Source organism: Leifsonia sp. 2MCAF36 (assembly GCF_052115525.1).
Lineage (GTDB): Bacteria > Actinomycetota > Actinomycetes > Actinomycetales > Microbacteriaceae > Leifsonia.
Map to the genome: position 1 here is coordinate 720,241 of NZ_JBFRGV010000001.1, position 21,611 is coordinate 741,851.

General features: G+C 70.3%; 23 protein-coding genes. 10 read left to right on the forward strand and 13 right to left on the reverse strand.

Going from position 1 to position 21,611, the window contains the following annotated elements; genetic code table 11:
- Positions 1 to 9 precede the first annotated feature (9 nt).
- Positions 10 to 1,470, reverse strand: coding sequence for an LssY C-terminal domain-containing protein (locus tag AB4079_RS03420; RefSeq protein ID WP_441785868.1), 1,461 nt, complete (start codon positions 1,468 to 1,470; stop codon positions 10 to 12).
- 46 nt (positions 1,471 to 1,516) lie between these two features.
- On the opposite strand from AB4079_RS03420, the gene AB4079_RS03425 reads away from it, so the two are divergent.
- The 3 genes from AB4079_RS03425 to AB4079_RS03435 all read left to right on the forward strand — a co-directional run bounded on the left by AB4079_RS03425 (position 1,517) and on the right by AB4079_RS03435 (position 3,836).
- Complete coding sequence (locus AB4079_RS03425; RefSeq protein ID WP_441785869.1) at positions 1,517 to 2,293, forward strand: isocitrate lyase/PEP mutase family protein; 777 nt, start codon at positions 1,517 to 1,519, stop codon at positions 2,291 to 2,293.
- A 46-nt stretch (positions 2,294 to 2,339) separates the two neighbouring features.
- On the forward strand, positions 2,340 to 3,362 hold the full coding sequence (locus AB4079_RS03430; RefSeq protein ID WP_441785870.1) for an MDR family oxidoreductase: 1,023 nt from the start codon (positions 2,340 to 2,342) through the stop codon (positions 3,360 to 3,362).
- Between the two features lie 75 nt (positions 3,363 to 3,437).
- Positions 3,438 to 3,836, forward strand: coding sequence for a DUF1304 domain-containing protein (locus AB4079_RS03435; protein WP_441785871.1), 399 nt, complete (start codon positions 3,438 to 3,440; stop codon positions 3,834 to 3,836).
- 26 nt (positions 3,837 to 3,862) lie between these two features.
- Here the strand turns inward: AB4079_RS03435 and AB4079_RS03440 are convergent, their stop codons facing one another.
- Positions 3,863 to 4,249, reverse strand: coding sequence for a hypothetical protein (locus AB4079_RS03440; protein ID WP_441785872.1), 387 nt, complete (start codon positions 4,247 to 4,249; stop codon positions 3,863 to 3,865).
- Between the two features lie 107 nt (positions 4,250 to 4,356).
- Between AB4079_RS03440 and AB4079_RS03445 the strand changes: the two genes are divergently transcribed.
- From AB4079_RS03445 to AB4079_RS03465, 5 genes are all read left to right on the forward strand, one after another.
- Positions 4,357 to 5,538, forward strand: coding sequence for an ROK family transcriptional regulator (locus AB4079_RS03445; protein WP_441785873.1), 1,182 nt, complete (start codon positions 4,357 to 4,359; stop codon positions 5,536 to 5,538).
- A gap of 138 nt (positions 5,539 to 5,676) precedes the next feature.
- On the forward strand, positions 5,677 to 6,792 hold the full coding sequence (locus tag AB4079_RS03450) for an ABC transporter substrate-binding protein (protein ID WP_441785874.1): 1,116 nt from the start codon (positions 5,677 to 5,679) through the stop codon (positions 6,790 to 6,792).
- Between the two features lie 149 nt (positions 6,793 to 6,941).
- Positions 6,942 to 7,772, forward strand: a complete 831-nt coding sequence (locus tag AB4079_RS03455) for an ATP-binding cassette domain-containing protein (protein WP_441785907.1) — start codon at positions 6,942 to 6,944, stop codon at positions 7,770 to 7,772.
- Entirely contained in the window at positions 7,769 to 9,046 is a 1,278-nt protein-coding gene (locus AB4079_RS03460) for a sugar ABC transporter permease (RefSeq protein WP_441785875.1), read from the forward strand. Before AB4079_RS03455 ends, AB4079_RS03460 begins: the two co-directional genes overlap by 4 nt.
- Before the next feature lie 50 nt (positions 9,047 to 9,096).
- A complete protein-coding gene (locus AB4079_RS03465; protein WP_441785876.1) occupies positions 9,097 to 9,333 on the forward strand; it encodes a hypothetical protein in 237 nt (78 codons plus the stop codon).
- 77 nt (positions 9,334 to 9,410) lie between these two features.
- On the opposite strand, the gene hemL is transcribed toward AB4079_RS03465, so the two are convergent.
- From hemL to hemE, 11 genes are read right to left on the reverse strand one after another with little or no spacing between them, the layout of a single operon-like run.
- A complete protein-coding gene (gene hemL / locus AB4079_RS03470; RefSeq protein ID WP_441785908.1) occupies positions 9,411 to 10,736 on the reverse strand; it encodes a glutamate-1-semialdehyde 2,1-aminomutase in 1,326 nt (441 codons plus the stop codon).
- Positions 10,736 to 11,707 (reverse strand): porphobilinogen synthase, encoded by a 972-nt coding sequence (gene hemB / locus AB4079_RS03475; protein WP_441785909.1) that lies wholly within the window; start codon positions 11,705 to 11,707, stop codon positions 10,736 to 10,738. The genes hemL and hemB overlap by 1 nt, the downstream gene beginning before the upstream one ends.
- 60 nt (positions 11,708 to 11,767) lie before the next feature.
- Positions 11,768 to 12,565 (reverse strand): uroporphyrinogen-III synthase, encoded by a 798-nt coding sequence (locus tag AB4079_RS03480; protein WP_441785877.1) that lies wholly within the window; start codon positions 12,563 to 12,565, stop codon positions 11,768 to 11,770.
- The gene (hemC, locus tag AB4079_RS03485; RefSeq protein WP_441785878.1) at positions 12,562 to 13,563 is read right to left on the reverse strand and encodes a hydroxymethylbilane synthase; all 1,002 of its coding nucleotides are present in this window, start codon (positions 13,561 to 13,563) and stop codon (positions 12,562 to 12,564) included. The genes AB4079_RS03480 and hemC overlap by 4 nt, the downstream gene beginning before the upstream one ends.
- Entirely contained in the window at positions 13,560 to 14,771 is a 1,212-nt protein-coding gene (locus AB4079_RS03490) for a ferrochelatase (RefSeq protein ID WP_441785879.1), read from the reverse strand. The genes hemC and AB4079_RS03490 overlap by 4 nt, the downstream gene beginning before the upstream one ends.
- Complete coding sequence (hemQ, locus tag AB4079_RS03495) at positions 14,768 to 15,499, reverse strand: hydrogen peroxide-dependent heme synthase (RefSeq protein ID WP_441785880.1); 732 nt, start codon at positions 15,497 to 15,499, stop codon at positions 14,768 to 14,770. Before hemQ ends, AB4079_RS03490 begins: the two co-directional genes overlap by 4 nt.
- 49 nt (positions 15,500 to 15,548) lie before the next feature.
- Complete coding sequence (locus AB4079_RS03500) at positions 15,549 to 15,764, reverse strand: DUF3618 domain-containing protein (protein ID WP_441785881.1); 216 nt, start codon at positions 15,762 to 15,764, stop codon at positions 15,549 to 15,551.
- Positions 15,754 to 16,173 carry a phage holin family protein gene (locus AB4079_RS03505; protein ID WP_441785882.1) on the reverse strand — a complete coding sequence of 140 codons (420 nt, stop codon included), beginning with the start codon at positions 16,171 to 16,173 and terminating at the stop codon, positions 15,754 to 15,756. The genes AB4079_RS03500 and AB4079_RS03505 overlap by 11 nt, the downstream gene beginning before the upstream one ends.
- Before the next feature lie 36 nt (positions 16,174 to 16,209).
- A complete protein-coding gene (locus tag AB4079_RS03510) occupies positions 16,210 to 16,530 on the reverse strand; it encodes a hypothetical protein (RefSeq protein ID WP_441785883.1) in 321 nt (106 codons plus the stop codon).
- A gap of 15 nt (positions 16,531 to 16,545) precedes the next feature.
- A complete protein-coding gene (hemG, locus tag AB4079_RS03515) occupies positions 16,546 to 18,177 on the reverse strand; it encodes a protoporphyrinogen oxidase (RefSeq protein WP_441785884.1) in 1,632 nt (543 codons plus the stop codon).
- The gene (hemE, locus tag AB4079_RS03520) at positions 18,174 to 19,328 is read right to left on the reverse strand and encodes a uroporphyrinogen decarboxylase (protein WP_441785885.1); all 1,155 of its coding nucleotides are present in this window, start codon (positions 19,326 to 19,328) and stop codon (positions 18,174 to 18,176) included. The genes hemG and hemE overlap by 4 nt, the downstream gene beginning before the upstream one ends.
- 111 nt (positions 19,329 to 19,439) lie before the next feature.
- On the opposite strand from hemE, the gene AB4079_RS03525 reads away from it, so the two are divergent.
- Together AB4079_RS03525 and AB4079_RS03530 are read left to right on the forward strand one after the other, a co-directional pair.
- Entirely contained in the window at positions 19,440 to 20,750 is a 1,311-nt protein-coding gene (locus tag AB4079_RS03525; protein ID WP_441785886.1) for a glutamyl-tRNA reductase, read from the forward strand.
- A gap of 23 nt (positions 20,751 to 20,773) precedes the next feature.
- Positions 20,774 to 21,397, forward strand: a complete 624-nt coding sequence (locus AB4079_RS03530; protein ID WP_441785887.1) for a GNAT family N-acetyltransferase — start codon at positions 20,774 to 20,776, stop codon at positions 21,395 to 21,397.
- The last annotated feature ends 214 nt before the right edge of the window (positions 21,398 to 21,611 follow it).

Sequence of the window (21,611 nt, forward strand, 5' to 3'; positions counted from 1 at the left end):
GCCGCGACGTCAGCGGACGGTCGTGTCGTCGGCTGCCGCGTCGGCGTCCGTGTCGGCTGCCGCGTCGGCCGCCGCGTCGGCTGAGGCGAGAACAGCGGAGGCTGCGGGCGCACCGTCCCGACGACCACGCTGAGCCGCCGGACGGCGTGCCCACACGCGCGAACGCTTCGACGAGAGGGCGAGAAGCACCAGGATGTCCAGCGCCAGCCCGAGCAGGTTGTTCTTCAACGAGAGCTGCGGGCCGCCATTGAAGAAGTCGATCGCCGAGACGACGATGATCAGCGCGCTGTACGACATCGCCGCGATGCGAGCCCAGTTACTGCCGAAGAACACCAGCAGCGCGAGCAGGAAGTACAGCACCAGGCCGGCGGCGAACACGCCCATCGCGACACCGAGCACGAGGCTCACCGTCGCCCGCTCGTCCGGCGTCACCGATGCCGACCCGAGCTCCGATCCGACGAACCGCTGCCAGTCGAGCAGGTTGAGGACGACGTAGCCCACACCCGCCGCGACCCGGAGAACCATCAGCAGCACGCCGAGCGCCGTCGGGACCGGCCGCCGCTCGGCCGCAGCGCGGCGACGCGCATCCGCGTCCCCCGCGACCGACGTGCCCTGCGCATCCACCGCCACCGCCGTCAGATCCACCACGGGCAGGTCGCCGTCCGTCTCGATGGTGTCGCCGCCGCCATTGCGCGCGTGGTAGCCACTGGCGAAGTCGCGGATCACGTTCACCTCGACGCCGATGTCCGCATCCAGCAGGGTCGAGACGATGTGGTCACGTTCGATGTCGGTGTTGGCGTCGATCTTGTGGGTGATCTGGAGCGTGAACAGGGAGAACCCGACGGAACGGTCGAACGTGCCCGCCGCCAGCCACTCGACCCGGCGTCCGCCTGGCAGCAGCCAGCCGTCCGGGCACCGCCAGAACCGGACGTGGTGCCGCTTCGCGGGGTTGCCCTTCACCTCCTGCTGGTACGCGGCATCCTGCTGTCGACCGAACAGGAACAGCGGGCTCACCGGCGCCTCGTCGTAGCTCCGCCGCAGCAGGGTCGACCCGATGATGCGTCCGCTCGAACGGAGGGTCACGTCGTCGGCGCGCGTCCACCCGGCCTGCCGCATGGCGTCGTCGAGCTGAGCCTCCGAACCGAGCAACGCCAGGTTGATCGGGTCACCGAGCAGGCCGTCGCTGGTGCGGGCACGGCCGATGAAATAGTCCGGCACGTAGATCTCGGTGAGGATCCGATGCAGCCGCGGCAGCACGAGGTACGCGAGCACGACCCAGAACAGCACGAAGAAGAGGATGAGGAACCAGCCCCACTCGAAGCTCTCCGTGAGCACGAGCCAGGCCAGCCACACCGCGGCAACCCCGCCGAACACGAAGAAGAAGTAGTCCACGACGGTGCTGGCGGAGGCGCGTCGATGCGGCGCCGACCGACTCTTCGGCACTTCCTGGGGCTCCCCCGTGCGGGCCATGGCGCCATCCTAGAACGGCAGGGTCCGCCCGCCGTAGGGTGAACCCATGAACAGCATCCAGGCGCGCGGCGAAGAACTCCGCCGACTCCACGACGCACCCGAGCTCCTGCAGGTCGTCAACGTGTGGGATGCGGTGAGCGCCCGCGTCATCGGCGACCTCCCCGACAGCCGCGCCCTCGCCACCGCCAGCCACTCCATCGCCGCAACGCTCGGATACGACGACGGCGAGAACATCCCTCTCGACCTCATGCTGGACATGGTCGGCCGTATCGTGCAGGCGACGGAGCTCCCGGTGAGCGCCGACCTGGAGGGCGGCTACGGCGACGCCGGCGAGACCATCCGTCGCGCCATCGGCGTCGGGGCCGTCGGCGCCAACCTCGAAGACCAGCTGCGACCGTTCGACGACGCCGTCGCCGCGGTGCGGGCCGCCGTCGCGGCCGCGTCAGCCGAGGGAGTCCCGTTCGCCCTGAACGCGCGCACCGACGTCTTCCTCCGCGACGCCTTCCCGACCGTTGACGAGAGGATCGCGGAGGCCGTTCGCCGCGGTCGCGCGTTCCTCGACGAGGGCGCTACCTGCGTCTTCGTCCCGGGAAAGCTCGACGAGCGGACGGTCGAACGGCTCGTCGCCGGACTCGGCGAGCGCAGACTCAGCGTCATCGCCGTGCCCGGATCGCCCTCGCCCGCCCGCTTGCAGGAGCTGGGCGTCGCCCGCGTGTCCTACGGTCCGTGGACGCAGCGGGTCGCGCTGACGGCCCTGCGGAACTCCGCGCTGGAGCTGTACGCGGGTGGTGCGCTTCCCCCGGGCACGCAGACGCTCAACTGAGGGAGCGGTCGGCGGGGCCGGCGAGCGCGCAGCGTAGGGTGTCGCCATGAGCGACTTCCGGGCCATCGTGATCGAGCAGCAGGTGGACGGAGGACGGATCACCGCCCATATCGCGGAGGTCCGGCAGGTGACGGATGCGATCCTGATGGCGGGCGACGTCACGATCGACGTGGAGTTCTCCGACCTCAACTTCAAGGACGGCCTCGCGATCGCAGGCCGCCCCGGGGTTGCTCGGACGTCGCCGCTGATCCCGGGTATCGACCTGGTGGGCACCGTGCAGCAGTCCGATGACTCGCGCTGGCGTCCGGGCGACCGTGTCGTTCTCAATGGCGCCGGCCTGGGCGAGTCGCACCACGGCGGCTTCGCGGAGAAGGCGCGGGTAGGCGGCGACGCGCTGGTGCGCATCCCCGATTCGATCACCTCCGAGCAGGCGGCAGCGATCGGCACCGCGGGCTTCACCGCGATGCTCGCGGTGCTGGCCCTCGAGCGCAACGGCGTCGACCCGCGGGAGGTCGCCGCCAGCGGCAGCAGCGTCCTGGTCACCGGCGCGGCGGGCGGCGTCGGGTCGGTCGCGGTGGCGCTTCTCGCGAAACTGGGTTACCCGGTCACAGCATCCACCGGTCGGGTGGATGAGGTGGGCGACTACCTCGCGGACCTCGGCGCCACGACGATCATCGACCGTTCCGAACTCGACACTCCCGGCAAGCCTCTGCAGTCGCAGCGCTGGGCGGGTGCGGTCGACTCGGTCGGCAGCCAGACGCTCGCGACGGTGCTGGCGCAGACACGATACGGCGGCACCGTCGCCGCCTGCGGCCTCGCCCAGGGCTCCGATCTGCCCGCCACGGTGCTCCCGTTCATCCTCCGAGCGGTGAGCCTCGTCGGCATCAACTCGGTGGAGGCTCCCGTCGCGCTGCGTGAGACGGCCTGGCGTCGGCTGGCCACCGACCTCGACGAGGAGTCCCTGGCCGCGATGACCCGTTTCGTCTCGCTGGCCGAGGCGATCCCCGCGGCCGACGACATCCTCGCCGGCCGGCTGCGTGGGCGCACGGTCGTCGACGTGCGCGCCTGAACCGGCGGGCGCGGCTGTAACGCAGGGCCGGGTCGAAGCGACGGAGCCGGGCGTACCCGTCGGTATGCTGACGCCATGATCCTCCTCGCCACCATCGTGGTCACCCTCGCCGCCGCGCTGCACGTCGCGATCTTCTTCATGGAGAGTGTCGCCTGGACGCGGCCCGCCGTGTGGCGCCGGTTCGGCGTCGCCAGCCAGCAGGCGGCCGACACCGTCCGGCCGATGGCGTACAACCAGGGCTTCTACAACCTGTTCCTGGCGATCGGTGCGGTGGTCGGGTTGGTCCTCTACGCCGTCGGCCAGCACGCGGCGGGGCTCGCGCTCATCATCTTCGCCTCGGCCAGCATGATCGGCGCCGCGGTGGTGCTGGTCACAACCGGCCGCGGGTATCTGCGACCGGCCGTCATCCAGGGCATCCTGCCCCTCATCGGGCTCATCCTGCTGCTCATCGGGCTCGCCATCGGCGAACGCTGAGCAGAACGACTACACCGCCCGGGATCTCACTCGATGACGCTGCCGTCGGCGGCGAGCTGGCTCCCGTCGACACGCAGCGCTTCGACGAGCCGGCCCGCATGCGGCGTCGAGACGATGATGCGCGAGTACTCCTCACCGTCGAGGTCGATCACGACGGCCGCCCGCTGCTTGCCCTTGATGAGCAGGAAGTCTTTGCCGCCGTGGAACTTCCAGGTCCCGAGCGACAGGGTGAGCGGGACAGCGGCCCCGGGGGCGCGGATGCCGCGGATCCAGATCCACGGGTCCTCCGTGATGGCGACCGAGCGGATGCTGTCGCGCGGCACCACGAGGTCGTCGCGCTTCACAGCCAGCACCTTCTCGGCCCGCGTGAGGTGGATCTCCAGGCGGTCGGGGTGAACGTGCAGGTCGGCCATAGCTCTATCCTGCCAAGCCGGCGGCCTCCGCGGGTCACAGGAACCTCACAAAGCCATTACTTTCGCTGAGATCGGCGACCGTTCCGCGGGCATGTATCCTTCTCGTCGTGGCAACGCAGCGACGAACTCCGGGTTCGCAGACTTCACTTCGTGAAGCCAACCGAGCGCGAATCGTCGACGCCATCAAGAAGCATGGCGGCCTCACCCAGGTCGAGCTGGCCGGCGCGACGGGACTGTCGGCCGCGACGGTGTCCAACATCGTCAAAGAGCTCTCGACCTCCGGCGTCCTGCACACCGCACAGAGCATCCGCTCCGGCCGGCGCGCGCAACATGTCACCCTCGCGCACGCACTCGGTCTCGTCGTCGGCGTGCACTTTTCGACCAGGCACCTGCGCGTCGCCCTGGCGGATGTCGCCCACACCGTGGTCGCGGAGAACCACATGCCACTCGCCAAGGATCACCGAGCAGACAACGAGCTCGACAAAGTGTCGCTGCTGCTGAACGACATGCTCGAATCGGTGGACGCCACCCGCGACGATCTGCTCGCCGTCGGCATCGCCGTACCGGCGCCGATCGACCGGGCGACCGGCACGATCGCGCGCAGCGGCATCATGCGCGGGTGGGACGGCGTGGTGATCGCCGAGTCGATGGAGCGGCGGATCAAGCGTCCGGTCTACCTCGACAACGCGGCGAACCTCGGAGCCCTCGGGGAGTCGCGTTTCGGCGCGGGCCGTGGCAAACGGAACACGATCACCCTCGATATCGGTGACGGGATCGGCGCCGGCCTCATCCTCAACGGCCAGATCTACCGGGGCAACCACGGCGTCGCCGGCGAGTTCGGACACACCACGATCCGCGAGAACGGACCGCTCTGCCGGTGCGGGAATCGCGGCTGTCTGGAGGCGCTCGCGGGCGGTCCGGCCATCCTGGACGAGCTCCGCGACCACCTCGGCAGCCTGAAGCTGGGCGATGTCGTGCTGCAAGCGATGGCAGGGGATGCGCGGTGCATCCGTGCGATCGCCGACGCAGGCCGCCACATCGGCGTCGCGACCGCCAACCTGTGCAACCTGCTCGACCCCGAGCGGGTCATCGTCGGCGGCGAATTGGCGCGTGCCGGGGAGCTGCTGCTCGGCCCGATGCGGCATGCGGTGGAGCGCTCCATCATCGTCAACCCGGAGCTGATGCCCGATATCGTCCAAGGCCAGCTCGGGACGCGCGCGGCAGCGCTGGGCGCCGTCGCCTACGCGGTGGACTGCGTCTCGATCAGCTCCAACGGCGTCTCGTACTGATCGCGCTCTCCCGCTGGCCCCGGAACTGGGCACGAACCGTTATCGAATCCGTTGGCTTCAAGTCTTGACGCCAAATGTCCCACCTGGCACACTCAACGCAGCCGCCAACGAAGGCGGTCCCGATTCGGAGGTTTTTCAATGAAGATCGCCACCAAGAGAGCGGTCATCGCATCGGCGACGATTCTGCTCACAGCCGTCACCCTTACAGCGTGTTCGAACGGATCCGGCAACGGTTCGGGCGGCAGTACCTCGGGCGCCAGCAACGCCCAGATCGGCCTCCTCCTCCCCGACTCCGTCACCGCCCGCTACGAGGCGGCGGACAAGCCCTTCTTCGAGGCGAAGGTCAAGGAACTCTGCTCCGGCTGCAAGGTCCTCTACGCGAACGCCGACGGCGACGCCAGCAAGCAGCAGCAGCAGGCGGAGTCGATGCTCACCCAGGGCGTCAAGGTGCTCGTGCTCGACCCGTTCGACGGTGAGGCCGCTGCCTCGATCGTCGGCGAGGCGAAGGCCAAGAACGTGCCCGTCATCTCCTACGACCGTCTGATCAACAGCCCCGACAGCAACTACTACATCTCGTTCGACAACGAGAAGGTCGGTCAGCTGCAGGGCAAGGCGCTCGTCGACAAGCTGAAGAAGGACAACGTGCCATCGGGCGCCGGCATCCTGATGGTCAACGGCTCGCCGACGGACAACAACGCGACGCTGTTCAAGAAGGGCGCGCACAGCGTCATCGACTCCAGCGGCTACAAGGTGCTCGCCGAGTTCGACACCCCAGGATGGGACCCGGCCAAGGCTCAGGACTGGGTGGCCGGCCAGGTCACGCAGTTCAAGGACCAGATCAAGGGCGTCTACGCGGCTAACGACGGCACCGGCGGCGGCGCCATCGCGGCCATGAAGGCGGCCAACGTAAGCCCGCTCCCGCCGGTCACCGGACAGGACGCCGAGCTCGCGGGCATCCAGCGCATCCTCGCCGGAGACCAGTACATGACCGTCTACAAGGCGCTGAAGCCAGAAGCCGAGAAGGCGGCAGAACTCGCCGTCGACCTGACCAAGGGCAACAAGCCGAAGGGCGACACCACGGTCAACACGGCCGGCGGTGCGGCGATCCAGTCGTTCCTGCTGACCCCGGTCTCGGTCACGACGGACAACATCGAGAGCACGGTCGTCAAGGACGAGTTCTACGGTGCGGACTCCGCGTCGAAGATCTGCACCGCCGACTACAAGGCAGCCTGCGACAAGTACGGCATCAAGTAAGCGAACATCTAGCAAACGAAAGACCCGAAGGACCCCGGCCCGGGCTGCATCCCCTTTCCACGGAAGGGCGCATCCCGGGCCGGGTGGTTCCGCTCTAGCCTGAGAACAGGAAGCATGCTGCGCACAGCTCGAAGGAGAACGCCGTGACCATGGAATCCGCCATCGTGGACGAGGACCGGTCGACCCGCCGGCCCGTCCTGTCCCTCCAGGGGGTATCGAAGGGGTTCGGTGCCGTCCAAGCGCTCACCGACATCCACCTCGACGTCTATCCCGGCGAAGTCGTCGCCCTCGTCGGCGACAACGGCGCCGGCAAATCGACCCTCGTCAAGATCCTCGCCGGCGTGCACCCGCAGGATTCGGGAACGATCGAGTTCGACGGGCAGGTGGTGGGCATCCCAACACCCGCCGCGTCGCGCGAACTCGGCATCGCCACGGTCTTCCAGGACCTCGCGCTGTGCGACAACCTCGACGTCGTCTCGAACCTGTTCCTCGGACGCGAGATCACCAAGGGGACGCTGGACGAGGAGGAGATGGAGAAGCGGTCCTGGAGCCTGCTGCGCCAGCTGTCCGCGCGCATCCCCTCCGTCCGCATCGCGGTCGCGTCGCTCTCCGGCGGCCAGCGCCAGACCGTGGCCATCGCGCGCTCGCTGATCGGCGACCCGCGCGTCGTCATCCTCGACGAGCCGACCGCCGCACTGGGAGTCGCCCAGACCGCTGAGGTGCTCAACCTCATCGAGCGACTGCGCGAGCGCGGGCTCGGCGTCCTCCTGATCAGCCACAACATGGCCGACGTGCAGGCCGTCGCCGACCGGGTCGCCGTGCTGCGGCTCGGCCGCAACAACGGTGACTTCCGGGTGCCGGATGTCAGCTACGAGGAGATCATCTCCGCCATCACCGGAGCCACGGACAACGTCGTCGTCCGTCGCGCCGAGCGGCTCATGGAGGCCGAAGAATCCATCGAACGGAGTCCGGAAGCATGACCAACACAGCGCGAACCCCGGCATCCACGGCGCCGGAGACGCCAGCCGAACTGGCGGCCGACCTTCAGGACGAACGCCTCATCCGCGAGCAGGGGCTCGCCGGCGCGGTCCGCGCCTTCGGGCGCCGCGTGCGCGGGGGCGACCTGGGGTCGCTCCCGGTCGTCATCGGCCTCGCCGTGATCTGGGTGGTGTTCCAGATCCTCAACCCCAACTTCCTCAGCGCCAACAACCTGGTGAACCTGACGCTGCAGTGCGCGGCGATCGGCACCATCTCGATCGGCATCGTGCTGGTACTGCTGCTCGGCCAGATCGACCTCTCGGTCGGTTCGGTCAGTGGTGTGTCCGCCGCCATCCTCGGCGTCGGCTTCACCCAGCTGCACTGGCCGCTTTGGCTCACCGTGATCGTGGCGATCCTCGCCGGCTCGCTGATCGGCCTGCTCTACGGCTTCCTGTTCACCCGGTTCGGCGTGCCGAGCTTCGTGATCACGCTGGCCGGTCTGCTCGGGTTCCTGGGCCTCCAGCTGTGGATCCTCGGTGCGAACAGCTCGATCAACATCCCCTACAACTCCTGGATCGTGCAGTTCGCCCAGCAGTGGTTCCTTCCGCCGTGGGCGGCGTACGCGCTGGCCGTGATCGCCGCCGGTGGGATGTTCTTCTCCGACTGGCGCCGCAACGTGCGTCGACGGAATGCCGGACTGTCAGAGGGTTCGATGGCCGTCGTCGCGGTCAAGGCGGTGTTCCTGCTGATCGGTCTGGCCATCAGCGTGTGGTACCTCTCGACCGACCGCGGCACCGGCGCGATGTTCCTGTTCTTCGTGGTCCTGGTGATCGTGATGAACTTCCTGCTCACCCGCACCAAGTGGGGCCGCTCGGTGTTCGCCGTCGGCGGTTCGGTGGAGGCGGCGCGCCGGTCGGGCATCCGGGTGAACCGGGTGTTCATCAGCGTGTTCATCCTCTGCTCGACGTTCGCTGCGGTCGGCGGTCTGCTCGCCGCGGCCCGCCTCGCCTCGGTCGGAGCCGGGTCCGGCGGCACGGACACCAACCTGAACGCGATCGCGGCGGCGGTCATCGGCGGTACGAGCCTGTTCGGTGGACGCGGATCGGCGTGGTCGGCGCTGCTCGGCATCCTCGTCATCCAGTCGATCTCGAACGGCCTGACGCTCATGAACCTGGACTCGTCGTACCGGTTCATGATCACGGGCGCAGTGCTACTGCTCGCGGTGATCATCGACTCGCTGTCACGGCGGTCGCGGGAGTCGCACGGCCAAGCCTAGGGACGCCGTCCCGCCTGTGTCGTGAGAGGCGGGCGTGGGAGAGTGGTGGGGTGACCCGCACCACCACCTTCCGCGCCCGCCTTCTGCGTCTCGGAGTGGAGCCGCAGACGGTGACGGTGCGGTCGTCGTCGGATGCGCCGCCCCGCACGCTGCGCAGGGCCGCCGGGGGCGGTGGCACACTGAACTTCGACGTCTACGCGCTGCTGGACGCCGACGGCTGGCCTGCGTCGGCGACGTACACGTACGTCGAGTCGCTCTCCAGGGAACCCGCGGCTCCCGACGCGTAGGCCGTGGGCCTCACGAGTCGTGACTCGGCGCTGTTATCCGGCTCGAGTCGCGACGTCATGTCGCAACTCGGCGGCCTTCAGGAGACGGGAGACGCGGGAGTGGCGGAGGCTGCGGCGCGGGCGGCAGCGGGGAGCGCGTCCAGGATGCGCGCGACGGCCGCGTCGTCGTGTGCGGCCGTGACGAACCACGCCTCGAACACGCTCGGCGGGAGCGAGACGCCCTGGTCGAGCATCGCGTGGAAGAACGCCCGGTAACGGAACGCCTCCTGCCGCTGCACCTCGGAGTACGTGCGCGGGGCTTCCGCGAAGTCGCCGAAGACGAAGCTGAACAGGTTGCCCGCGCGCTGCACGCGATGCGCGACGCCCGCCTCCGACAGCGCGTCGGAGACGCCGGCCGAGACCGTCGCGGCGACGGTGTCGAGCCGGTCGTAGACGGCCGCGTCGGCGTGCGCCAGAGTCGCAAGGCCGGCCGCGACGGCGACCGGGTTCCCCGAGAGCGTGCCCGCCTGGTAGACGGGACCCGCCGGCGCGAGGAAGTCCATCAGCTCGGCACGCCCGCCCAGCGCCGCCAACGGCATCCCACCGCCGACGACTTTGCCGAAGGTGACGAGGTCGGGAGTGTAGCCACGGTCGAGGCCCCAGAAGCCGGCTTCGCTGACGCGGAACCCGGTCAGCACCTCGTCCAGGATGAGCAGCGCCCCGAACTCGTGCGCCAGGTCGGTGAGGGCGGCGTTGAAGCCCTCGTCCGGCGCCACCACGCCCATGTTGGCCGCCGCCGCCTCGGTGATGACCGCCGCGATGTCGGGGCCTTGCGCCTCGAAGACGGCGCGGACCGCAGCCAGGTCGTTGTACGGCAGCACGATGGTCTGCGCGGCCGTCGCCTCGGTGACGCCGGCCGAGCCGGGCAGCGCGAGAGTCGCAAGCCCCGAACCGGCCTCCGCGAGCAGGCCATCGGAGTGCCCGTGGTAGTGCCCGGCGAACTTGATCAGCAGCGGGCGGCCGGTGAAGCCGCGCGCCAGGCGGATCGCGGTCATCGTCGCCTCGGTGCCCGTGGAGACCAGGCGCAACTTCTCGACGAACGGAACGCGGCCGATCACGGTCTCGGCGAGCTCGGTCTCCGCCGGGGTGGACGCGCCGAACGACAGACCGCGCGCTGCCGCCTGCTGAACCGCCTCCACGACGGCCGGATGGGCGTGGCCGAGGATGGCCGGACCCCACGACGCGACCAGGTCGACGTACTCCCGCCCCTCCGCGTCGGTCACATACGGCCCGCGAGCCGAGACGAGGAAGCGCGGCGTGCCACCGACGGACCCATAGGCGCGCACCGGCGAGTTGACCCCGCCCGGGATGACGCGCTGAGCGCGCTCGAACTGCGCGCGGTTCGCACCCGGATTCGATTCGATCATCGCAGCCACGCCGCCACCTCGGTCGCCCAATAGGTCAGGATGGCGTCGGCTCCTGCGCGCTTCGCGCCGACCAGCGTCTCCTCGATGATGCGGTCGCGGTCGATCCAGCCGTTCGCGGCCGCCGCCTCCACCATCGCGTACTCGCCGGAGACCTGGTAGGCCCACACGGGGACATCGCTGATCGCGGCGACATCGCTGAGCACGTCGAGGTAGCTGAGCGCCGGCTTCACCATGAGGATGTCGGCGCCCTCCTCCAGGTCGAGGCGCGCCTCGCGCAGCCCCTCCCGCCGGTTCGCCGGGTCCTGCTGGTAGGCGCGGCGGTCACCGGAGAGCTGCGAGTCGACGGCCTCGCGGAACGGTCCGTAGAAACCGGAAGCGTACTTGGCCGAGTAGGCGAGGATCGCCACATCCGTACGGCCAGCGCCGTCGAGCGCCTGACGGACGGCCGCCACCTGGCCGTCCATCATCCCGCTCAGCCCGAGCAGCTGCGAGCCGGCCTCGGCCTGGGCGACAGCCATGTCGCGGTAGCGGACGAGAGTGGCGTCGTTGTCGACGTGCCCGTGCGCGTCCAGCACCCCGCAGTGGCCGTGGTCGGTGAACTCGTCCAGGCAGAGGTCGGTCTGCACGACCAGCGCGTCGCCCACCTCTTCGGCGAGGATGCGTGTCGCCACGTTCAGGATGCCGTCCGGGTCGGTCGCCGCCGAGCCCACCGCGTCCCGCGTCTCGGGCACGCCGAACAGCATCAGCCCGCCGACGCCCGCCTCCGCCGCCTCGTTCGCGACCCGCTTCAGCGAGTCCAGGCTGTGCTGGGAGACGCCCGGCATCGAGCCGATCGGGACCGGCTCGGTGGCGCCCTCGCGCACGAACAGCGGGAGGATCAACTCGGCGGGGTGGAGGCGGGTCTCGGCGGTCAGCCGGCGGAATGCCTGGGACTGCCGCAGCCGTCGGGGGCGGATGACGGGATGCAGTTCACTCACTCGCATCACCCTACGCCCGCCACGCTGAGGGTTTTCCCAGCCGGGACAGGGTCAGTGGTCGGCGTCGATCGCGCGCGAGACGGCGACCTTGACGACCGCATCGATGAGGGATGCGGCGATGCGTTCGTCCGCGACCACATCCACCCGGAGGCCGAAGCCGCGGGCGTCGCGGGCGGTCTGGGGACCGATCGCCGCGATCAGCGTCGACTCGGGCACCGGGCCGAGCTGCTGCTGCACCTGCTCGGCGACCGAGCCGCTGGTCACGAGGATGGCCTGGACGCGACCCTCGCGGACGTCGGCGACCACCGTCTCCGGCACCGGCACTCCGACCGTGCGGTAGGCGACCACCGACTCCACTTCGTGGCCGATGCGCCGCAGGCCCTCCGTGAGCAGAGGCTTCGCGATCTCCGAGCGGAGGGTGAGGACGCGCAGCGGGAAGGCGCCCTGCGTCGCGGCCTCCCACTCGGCGAGCAGGCCGCGCGCAGAGTTGTCCTCCGAGGGGACCAGGTCGACGTGGTAGCCCGCGGCGGCGAGGGCTGCGGCCGTCGTCTCACCGACGGCGGCGACGCGCGTCGACGGCGGCACGACCGCGCGCTGGGCGCTGAGCACGTCGACCGTGGTGGCGCTGGTGACGGTCATCCAGTCGAAGTCGCCGTTGGCGAGCCGCGCGAGGGCGGTCTCCAATGCGGGTGCGTCCGCGGTGGGTGCGAAGTTGATCATCGCCGCGACGACGGGCGATGCTCCCTTCGACCGCAGGTCGGCGGCGACCGAGTCTCCCCAGGGGCCGCCGCGCGGCACCAGCACCCGCCAGCCGGCGAGCGGTTTCGGGGTCGGTGCCGTATTGGTCATCGCGAGCTCCCCAGCGGCGCCAGCTCTGCGGCGCCCGCTTGCAGCAGCTCGGCGACCACGCGCGCGCCGACGTCCTGCGCGGCCTCCTCGAGGTGCGCGGCGCTCAACGAGTCCGGGGTGGCTGCGTGGGATGCGGTCAGCTGCTCGGTTCCGTCGGGCCGGTACACCGTCGCCGTGAGGAAGAGCAGGCCGTCGTCGACGAGCGCAGTCGCGCCGATCGGTGCTGCGCAGCCCGCCTCCAGGCCGGCGAGCACGACCCGCTCGGCGATGGCCGACGCATGGCTGGTGACGTGGTCGACGGCGGAGAGCGCGCGCGCGATCGCGCCGCGACCCTTCTGGTCGCCGGCGCGGACCTCGAGCGCGAGAGCACCCTGCCCGGGCGCAGTCGGCATGACCGACAGCGGGAAGAATTCGGTCACCGCATCGAGTCGTCCGAGTCGGGTGAGACCCGCTGCGGCGAGCACCACCGCGTCCAAGTCGCCCTCCGAGACCCGGCCGAGCCGGGTGTCCACATTTCCGCGCAGGTCGACGACCTCGAGGTCGGGACGCTGCGCCTTCAGCTGCGCGACGCGGCGCGGCGAGCCGGTGCCGACGCGGGCACCCTCGGGCAGGGTCTCGATCGTGAGGCCATCCCGCGCGCACAGGGCGTCGCGGGCGTCGGCACGTTTCGGGATGGCGCCGACCACGAGCCCGGGTGCCGGCGCGGTCGGGAGGTCCTTGAGCGAGTGCACGACCAGGTCGACCGTCCCGGCGCGAAGTGCGTCCCGCAGCGCGGTCGCGAACACGCCGGTGCCGCCCAGCTGCGCCAGCGACTCACGCGAGGTGTCGCCCTGCGTGGTCACCGTGACGATCTCCACATCCAGCCCCGTCGCGCGCGCGACCGACTGCGCGACGGCCGTGGTCTGGGCGACCGCGAGCGCGCTGCCACGCGTTCCGATGCGGAGCACGCCATCGCGGCGCTCGGCGGCGTCGTCGACCCTCGTCACGGTTCCGGTCACGGTGCCAGCCCCGCTGCGGCCGGCTTGAAGCCCAGCCGCACGTTCTCGCAGCAACCCGGCCGGCACACGTCGTACCAGGGGCCGAGCGAGGTGACGGCGGGCCGCTGGTCGACCGGGACGCCGTCGCGGCGCTCCAGGACCAGGTCGACGAGGCCCTTCACGTAGTCGGCGTGCGTGCCGGGGGTCGGGACGCGGACGGCCACCAGGCCGTGCTGGTCGCTGGTCTCCATCGCCTCGTTGTCGAGGTCCCAGAGCACCTCCATGTGGTCGCTGACGAAGCCGAGCGGCACGATGACCACGCCCTTGACGCCCAGCGCGGGCAGCTCCGCGATCCGGTCGTTGATGTCGGGCTCCAGCCACGGCATCGACGGCGGCCCGGACCGGGACTGGAAGACCAGATCCCACCCCACGGTGCCGCCGGTGGCGGCGTGCGAGACGACCTCGGCGACGGCCAGGTGCTGCGCGGCGTACGCGCCGCCCTCACCCCAGCGCCCACCGGTATCGGCACGCTCGGCCGGTCCGGACTTGGCGGCATCGGTCGACGGGATGGAGTGCGTCGAGTAGAGGATGCGCACCTCGGTCGCCGGGTCGATGCCCGGCAGCTTCTGCTGCAGCTCGTCGATGGCGTTCCGCACACCCTCGATGAACGGCTCGACGAAACCCGGGTGGTCGAAGAACTGGCGCACCTTGTCGATCTGGATGCGTCCCTCCAGGCCCGTGGACTGCAGGGCGCCGGCGAAGTCCTCGCGGTACTGACGACAGCTCGAGTAGGAGGAGTAGGCACTGGTGGCGATGGCGATGAGCTGGGTGAAGCCGCGTTCATCGGCCTCGCGCAGGGCATCGGCCAGGTACGGATCCCAGTTGCGGTTTCCCCACAGCACCGGCAGATCGATCCCACGCTCGGCGAGTTCCGCCTCCAGTGCCGCCTTCAGCTCACGGTTCTGGTCGTTGATCGGGCTGACGCCGCCGAAGTGGCGGTAGTGGTGCGCCACCTCCTCCAGGCGCTCCTCCGGGATGCCGCGACCGCGCGTGACGTTGCGAAGGAACGGGATGACGTCGTCCTGGCCCTCCGGGCCACCGAAACCGGCGAGCAGGATCGCGTCGTACGCGACGGGCTCGGTCACGTGCTCCGGACCTGCCGCCGCCGCGGGAGTGGCTGCCAGGACCCGCTGCACGGTTTGCGGTTGCGTCGCCTGGACGTCGGTCACTGCAAGACCTCCACGACCTCGGCGGGCTCCACCCGGCGGCCGGTGAAGAACGGGACCTCTTCGCGCACGTGGCGACGGGCCTCGGTGTAGCGCAGCTCACGCATCATGTCGACCAGGTCGGTGAGTTCGTCGGCCTCCATCGGCAGGATCCACTCGTAGTCGCCCAGGGCGAACGACGCCACCGTGTTGGCGACGACGGCGCGGAACGCGGCGCCCTTACGGCCGTGGTCCGCCAGCATCGCCGAACGCTCCTCATCCGGCAGCAGGTACCACTCGTAACTGCGGACGAACGGGTAGACGCACAGCCAGGCCTTCGGCTCGATGCCCCGCAGGAAGCCGGGGACGTGCGCCTTGTTGAACTCGGCGTCGCGGTGCACCGCCATCGCGTTCCAGGTCGGAAGGAGCGCCTTCAGCAGCCGTGTGCGGCGCAGCTGGCGGAGCCCCCACTGCAGGGTGTCCGCCTCGGGACCGTGCAGCCAGATCATGATGTCGGCGTCGGCGCGGAGGCCGGAGACGTCGTAGAGGCCGCGGGTGGTCACGCCCCGCAACTCGATGTCGGCGATGACGCCCTCGAGCTCGCGCACGGCCCTGGGCACATCGGTGCCGTCGAGGTCGTCAGGGCGGGCGGGGTCGCGGCGCAGCACAGCCCAGAGGGTGAAGCCGTTCGGGTTGTCGCTGGGGGTTTCGGGGGTGGACGACTCTGCCGGAGCGGCAGCCGGGGTACTCATACCCACAGTCTCCCTCTGAAACCTGGGAAGGCCAAAAACGGGGAGCCGCTCACCGGCGGATGAGGCGCACGATGCCCCACACGGCACCGGCGACCGCGACCACGGCACCCGCGACGATCCCGGCGAGGGCGGCGGGGTTCTCTTTGCGGAGCCGCTGCAGGCGTTCCGACGCCCTTTTGGGCACGTTCAGTCTGTATTCGATGGCGTCCACGGTCGCGGCCAGCTCGGCGCGCGCGCGGTCGACGTCGCTGCGGTCAGTCGTCATACTTGCCCAGTCCCTTCAGCGCGTCGGCGTCTTCCTTGATGCTGTCGATGGTCTGCGACGGAGCGACGCCGTCCATCTTCTTGAACGATCGCATGCCGATGAGCGCGAGCACCACAGCGATCACGACCAGGCCGCCGAACACGATGAGCGCAGCCGCCCACGCGGGCAGGGCCACAGCGATACCGAGGATCGCGGCGGCGATGAGAACGCCCAGCGCGTAGAACAGCAGCAGCGCCGCCGCGGCGAGCAGACCCATGCCGACCCCGGCATACTTGGCCTTCTCGGCGAACTCCGCCTTCAGGTGGTTCAGTTCGGCCTTGAGCAGGCGGACGATCAGCTGCGGCAGGTCGGAGACCAGCTGCGCCAGCGACTTCGTCCGCGCGCTCGGCGCCCGTTCCGGGTCGGTCATCGCCTCTCCCCTCGTCGCTTCCGTACAGTACCCCCGTCAGGAGGCGCTGTTGCTGCGGCCTTCGTCGGCCCGGAGGGCGGCCTCGGCAGCAGGCGACGGATACGGTGCGCGGGACTCCCGTCGGCGGCGGTTCGCCTGCACGACGAGCTTCTTGACGGTGATGTAGACCGTCTCGGGGAACTCGCCCACCTTCTCGGCCACGAAATCCTCGACCGAGTGCACCTGCTTCTGCACCCCAGGGGACTGCCACACCTTGCCGGCGGCCGCCTTGATCTGCTCGTATCGTTCACGTCCCGCGCGGGCGCCGAGCACGAAGCCCACCGCCGCTCCGGTGACGAAGAGGATCTTGCCGCGCATTCCGTCTCCCTCGGGTCAGTCTGTCTGTGCTGGCCGGTCCGCGTGCAGGGCATCGGTCAGGGATCTCCACCGTAGACCTCGCACCCGCTCGGCCGTCCGGCGCGCATCCGGGATGACGGACGCGAGGCCAGTTCCGGTCAGCCAAGACCCGGTGACCTCGAGACCCTCGACACCGTCGACCCCGGAGCGAACCCGCTCGATGCGTTCTCGCTGCCCCACTGTCGCATACGGGAGGGCGTTCGTCCAGGGGGTGCGGGCGAAAGCGGTCACTGAGGATTCCGCGATCGGAATATTCAGCAGCCGGGAGGCGTCGGCGACCGCAAGAGCACGGAGTTCGGCGTCACCGAGAGCCGTCGACTCGGGCGCCCGGCCCGCACGGCCGTAGGAGAGCCGCACGACGTGCCGACCGTCACCGGCCGCCTCGGCGACCCAGGCCCACTTCGCGCTGGAATGGGTCATCGCCTTCGCCGTGACGTCCGCGCCAGGGACGTCGGCGACCAGTACCCCGGTGCCGACGGGGCTCGCGGCGAGCCGGTCGTCGTCGATGACCAGAGTCACGAGTTCGACGCTGGAGGCGGCCGGCCAGTCCAGCGCGGCCAGCTCGCCGAGTTCCGGGGCGACTCCAGCGAGGAGGGTCAGCGCGGAGTCGGCCGGCGCGGCGATCGCGACGGCATCCGCGACGAGAAGGTCGCCGTCCGCCGTGCGCACGATCCATCGACCGGCACGCTGCGGCTCCGCAGCCGCGCGCTCCGCGTCGTCGAGCTGTGCGCGGCCGGACTCCGCCTCGCCGGCCTCCGTGTCGTCGACCTCCGTCGCGCTCCACGGTTCGACCGAGATCACCCGCGCATCCGTCCGCACTCCGCCGCCGCGCGCCTCGATGTCCGCCGCGAGCGCCTGCGGAAGTCGCCACATCCCGCCCCGGAGGCCTCCGACTGCGCTGCCCGCCTTCGCGGCCGACCGCAGTTCGCCGACGGCGCCCGAGAGCGATCCCAGCCGGGTGAGGGCGGAATTGAGGCCGGGCGCGACCACCTCCACATCGAGGTCGTCCGGCGATGCCGAGTACACGCCCGTCGCCACCGGTGCCACGAGGAGTTCGAGGACCTTGCGTCCCATCCGCTTGCGGACCAGGGTGCCCAGCCGGCGCTCCTGGCCGATCTTCAGCACCGGGATGAGGCGGTCGAGGTAGGCGCGCACCGCGCCGGCCGCACCGATCGCGGCCACGACATCCGTCGCCAGGGGCGAGCTCGGGATGCCCAGCAGGCCGGCCTTCGGCAGCGGCACCGACCGCGAGCCGTGCCGCACCCACGCGCCCGACGGGTTCGGCTGCACCACGTCGTCATCGAGTCCCAGGTCCTGCAGCAACTCGGCGACGTGCCCTCCGCGGGTCGCGAAGCTCTCGGCGCCCGCGTCCAGCGTCATCCCCCCGAGTTCGAGCGGTGCGACGCTCCCGCCAACGCGTCCCGACTCCTCCAGTACGGTCACTTCGAAACCGGGACGGGCGCACTCGCGGGCGATCACCAGGCCGGCCACACCGCCGCCGATCACGACGATCCGCGTCGGGGGCGCCTCGACAACGTGCCGGATCTCTTCGCCGATGTCGTCGACCGTCTCGGGTCCGTCGCCAGGAAGGACCGGCTCGTCGCTCATTCGGGACGCCACCCGTGCACCAGTTCGACCACGCGGGTGAGCACGGTGGGGTCGGTCTCCGGCGGCACGCCGTGGCCGAGGTTGAGCACGTGCGCCGGCGCCTCGAGCCCACGCGCCAGCACCTCGCGGACGTGCGCCTCGAGCACCGGCCAGGGCGCATCCAGCATCGCCGGGTCGACGTTGCCCTGCACCGGGACGACGTGGCCCAGCCGGCGGCTCGCCTCATCGAGAGGAATGCGGTAGTCGACGCCGACCGCGTCGGCTCCCACCTCGTGCATCGCCTTCAGGAGCTCGCCGGTGCCGACGCCGAAGTGCACCAGCGGGACGTTGCGGACGACGGCGTCGATCGGGGGCTCGACGCCGTCGACCGTCGCGCCCTCCGCCTCCGGCAGCCCGTACGCCAGGTCGCGGACGTGCGAGAGCGCTCGCGCCGACGCGGGCGCGACATGGGTGACGTAGTCGTGCAGTGAGAGGGATCCGGCCCATGAGTCGAACAGTTGAGCGGCGCTCGCGCCGGCCAGCACCTGCGCACGGAGGAAGGCTCCGGAGATGTCCGCTGTCCACGCCATCAGCCGGGCCCAGGCGTCCGGGTCGGCGTGCATCAGCGTCCGGGCACGGATGTGGTCCTTCGACGGACCGCCCTCCACGAGGTACGCGGCGAGGGTGAACGGCGCCCCCGCGAACCCGATCAGCGGCGTCCGGTCGAGCTCGGCGATGGTCAGCCGGACGGCCTCTTGAATGGGCGCGAAGACGTCCGGTCCGAGAGCGGCAGGGTCGACGGCCGTCAGCCGGTCCACGTCCGCGGCGGTCCGCACGGCCTGTGCGAAGACCGGCCCCTTGCCCGGGACGATCTCGACGTCGACGCCGGCCAGCCTGAGCGGAACGACGATGTCGCTGAAGAAGATGCCGGCATCCACCCCGTGCCGGCGGACCGGCTGGAGCGTGATCTCGCTCGCCATCGCCGGATCGAGGCAGGCGTCCAGCATGTGCGTTCCGACCCGCAGCTCGCGGTATTCGGGGAGGGACCGCCCCGCCTGGCGCATGAACCAGACCGGTGTCACCTCCTGGCGCTCGCCCTGATAGGCCCGCACGAGGGGGCTGGAGGCGGTACGCCCGGAGGCGAGGGGATGCTCGGGTGCGAGGGTGGTCACCACACGATTCTGCCAGTGCTCCGGCTGACAAGCGGCTGGGGCCGGGCGCCCTGCTGATCGGATGCTGGGTGCCGATTCGATGTTGATCGGACGCGAGCGTAGGCTTCGTCCGTGCTTCTGTGCTTCTCGTCGAGTCACCGCACGGCTGACTTCGACCTCCTGGAACGGCTCGAGCGTCGCGCTCCGGCCGTCACGGCTGCACTCTCGGAGCACAGCGACATCGTCTCGGGCTCCGTCGTCCTGGCCACCTGCAACCGGTTCGAGGCGTATCTCGACATCGCTGCCGCCCCCGGCAGCGCACGTGCAGGTTCTGCCGATGCCGTGCTGGAGGCGGTGAGCACCGCATCCGGGATCGACGTCGACACCCTGCGCACCGCGAGCGCTGTCTACAGCAACCACGCCGTCGCCGAGCATCTCTTCGCGGTGACGAGCGGCCTGGAGTCGGTCGTCGTCGGTGAGGGCGAGATCGCCGGTCAGGTGCGCCGCGCGCTCGATTCGGCCCGGAAGGCCGGCTCGGTCACCAGCGAGCTGGAGCGTCTTTTCCAGCTCGCCTCGCGAACCTCGCGCGGCGTCAAGAACCAGACCGGCATCATGTCGGCCGGCCGCTCGATGGTCCGCCTCGCGCTCGACCTCGCCGAGAGCCGGATCAGCGACTGGGCGCAGACCCGCGTCCTGCTGGTCGGCACGGGCAAGTACGCCGGAGCCAGCCTCGCCGCTCTTCGCGACCGGGGCGCCACCGACGTGCGCGTCTTCTCGCCCTCCGGCCGGGCGCCCGCGTTCGCGCGCTCGCATGACATCGCGCCGATCGCCGCCGACGGCGTCGTGGATGCCCTGGCCGAGAGCGACCTCGTCGTCACCTGCTCCGCGGTCACCGACTATGTGCTCACCGGGCCCCTGCTCACGGAGGCGCTGGAGCGCCCAGGAGCACTCGAACGCCGGCTCATCGTCGACCTGGGTCTCCCTCGGAACGTCGACCCGGCGGTCGCCGAGCTGGTCGGCGTCGAGTTGCTCGACCTGGAGACGATCAGCCTGCACGCGCCGCTGACCGAGCTGCGCGCCGCCGATGACGCACGCAGCATCGTGGACGCCGCGGCCGCCGAGTACCAGGCACGGACGGCCGAGCAGGCGGTCACCCCCGCGCTCGTCGCCCTGCGCAAGCACGTCTTCGGCGTGCTGGATGCGGAGATCGAGCGCGCACGCACGCGCGGCGACGGGAGCGAGCAGACCGAGGCCGCGCTGCGTCACCTGGCCGGCGTCCTGCTGCACACCCCCTCGGTCCGTGCCCGCGAGCTGGCCCGCCAGGGCGACGCGCAGGCGTTCATCGAGGGCGCCGCTGCCCTCTTCGGTGTGGACGTCGAGGCCGAAGCCGAAGCCGCCCGCCCCCGCCTTTCCGCCGTGGACGACGAGTCCGCGGCATCCTGACCCCTACCGCCGAAGGAGCGACCGTGAGCGAAGAAGCCACGACCACCGCCGTGCCGCCTCACGGCGCAACCGGGCTGCCCTACGCAGCGGAGCAGCTCCGCACCGAGCGGCTGCTGCTGCGCCCCCTCAACACGGGCGACCTGCAGGATGTGCACTCCTACCAGAAGCTGAAGGACGTCGTCCGCTACCTCTACTGGGAGGTGCACGACCACGACGAGTCGGCCGAGCACCTGCGCAAGCGCATCGCGATGAATCGCCTGGCCGAGAACGGCGACGGCATCGTCTTCGCGGTCGAGCTGGCCGACGCGGAAGGCGGACCGGGGCGTGTGATCGGCGACATCAGCCTGTTCCTCAAGAACGCGAACTGGGGCAAGTTCGAGATGGGCTGGGTGTTCCACCCCGCCGTCCACGGTCGCGGCTTCGCCACGGAGGCCGCACAGCGCGTGCTCGAACTCTGCTTCGACACCCTCGGCGCCCACCGCGTCTTCGCGCAGCTGGACGCCCGCAACGACGCCTCGGCGCGCCTCTGCGAGCGCATCGGGATGCGGCAGGAGGCCCTGCTCCGCGAGACCGAGATCTTCAAGGGCGAGTGGTCGGACACCGCCGTGTACGCCATCCTCGAGCAGGAGTTCCGCGCGGCCGGCTGAAAGGCGCGTCGGCGGGGAGCGTCCGGCTTGCCGGCCGAGTCGTGAGTAGACGTCTGAATTTGCGAGGCGGTTTCAGTTGGTGAGTGCAACACCTCTTGTTCTTGGGAGGGGTTGGGATGGTTTCGGATTCGTCGTTGGAGACACGTGTTCAGGCGTTGAGGATGCTGGTGGGTGGTGCGTCGGCTCCGCAGGTCGTGTCGGCTTTGGGGGTTTC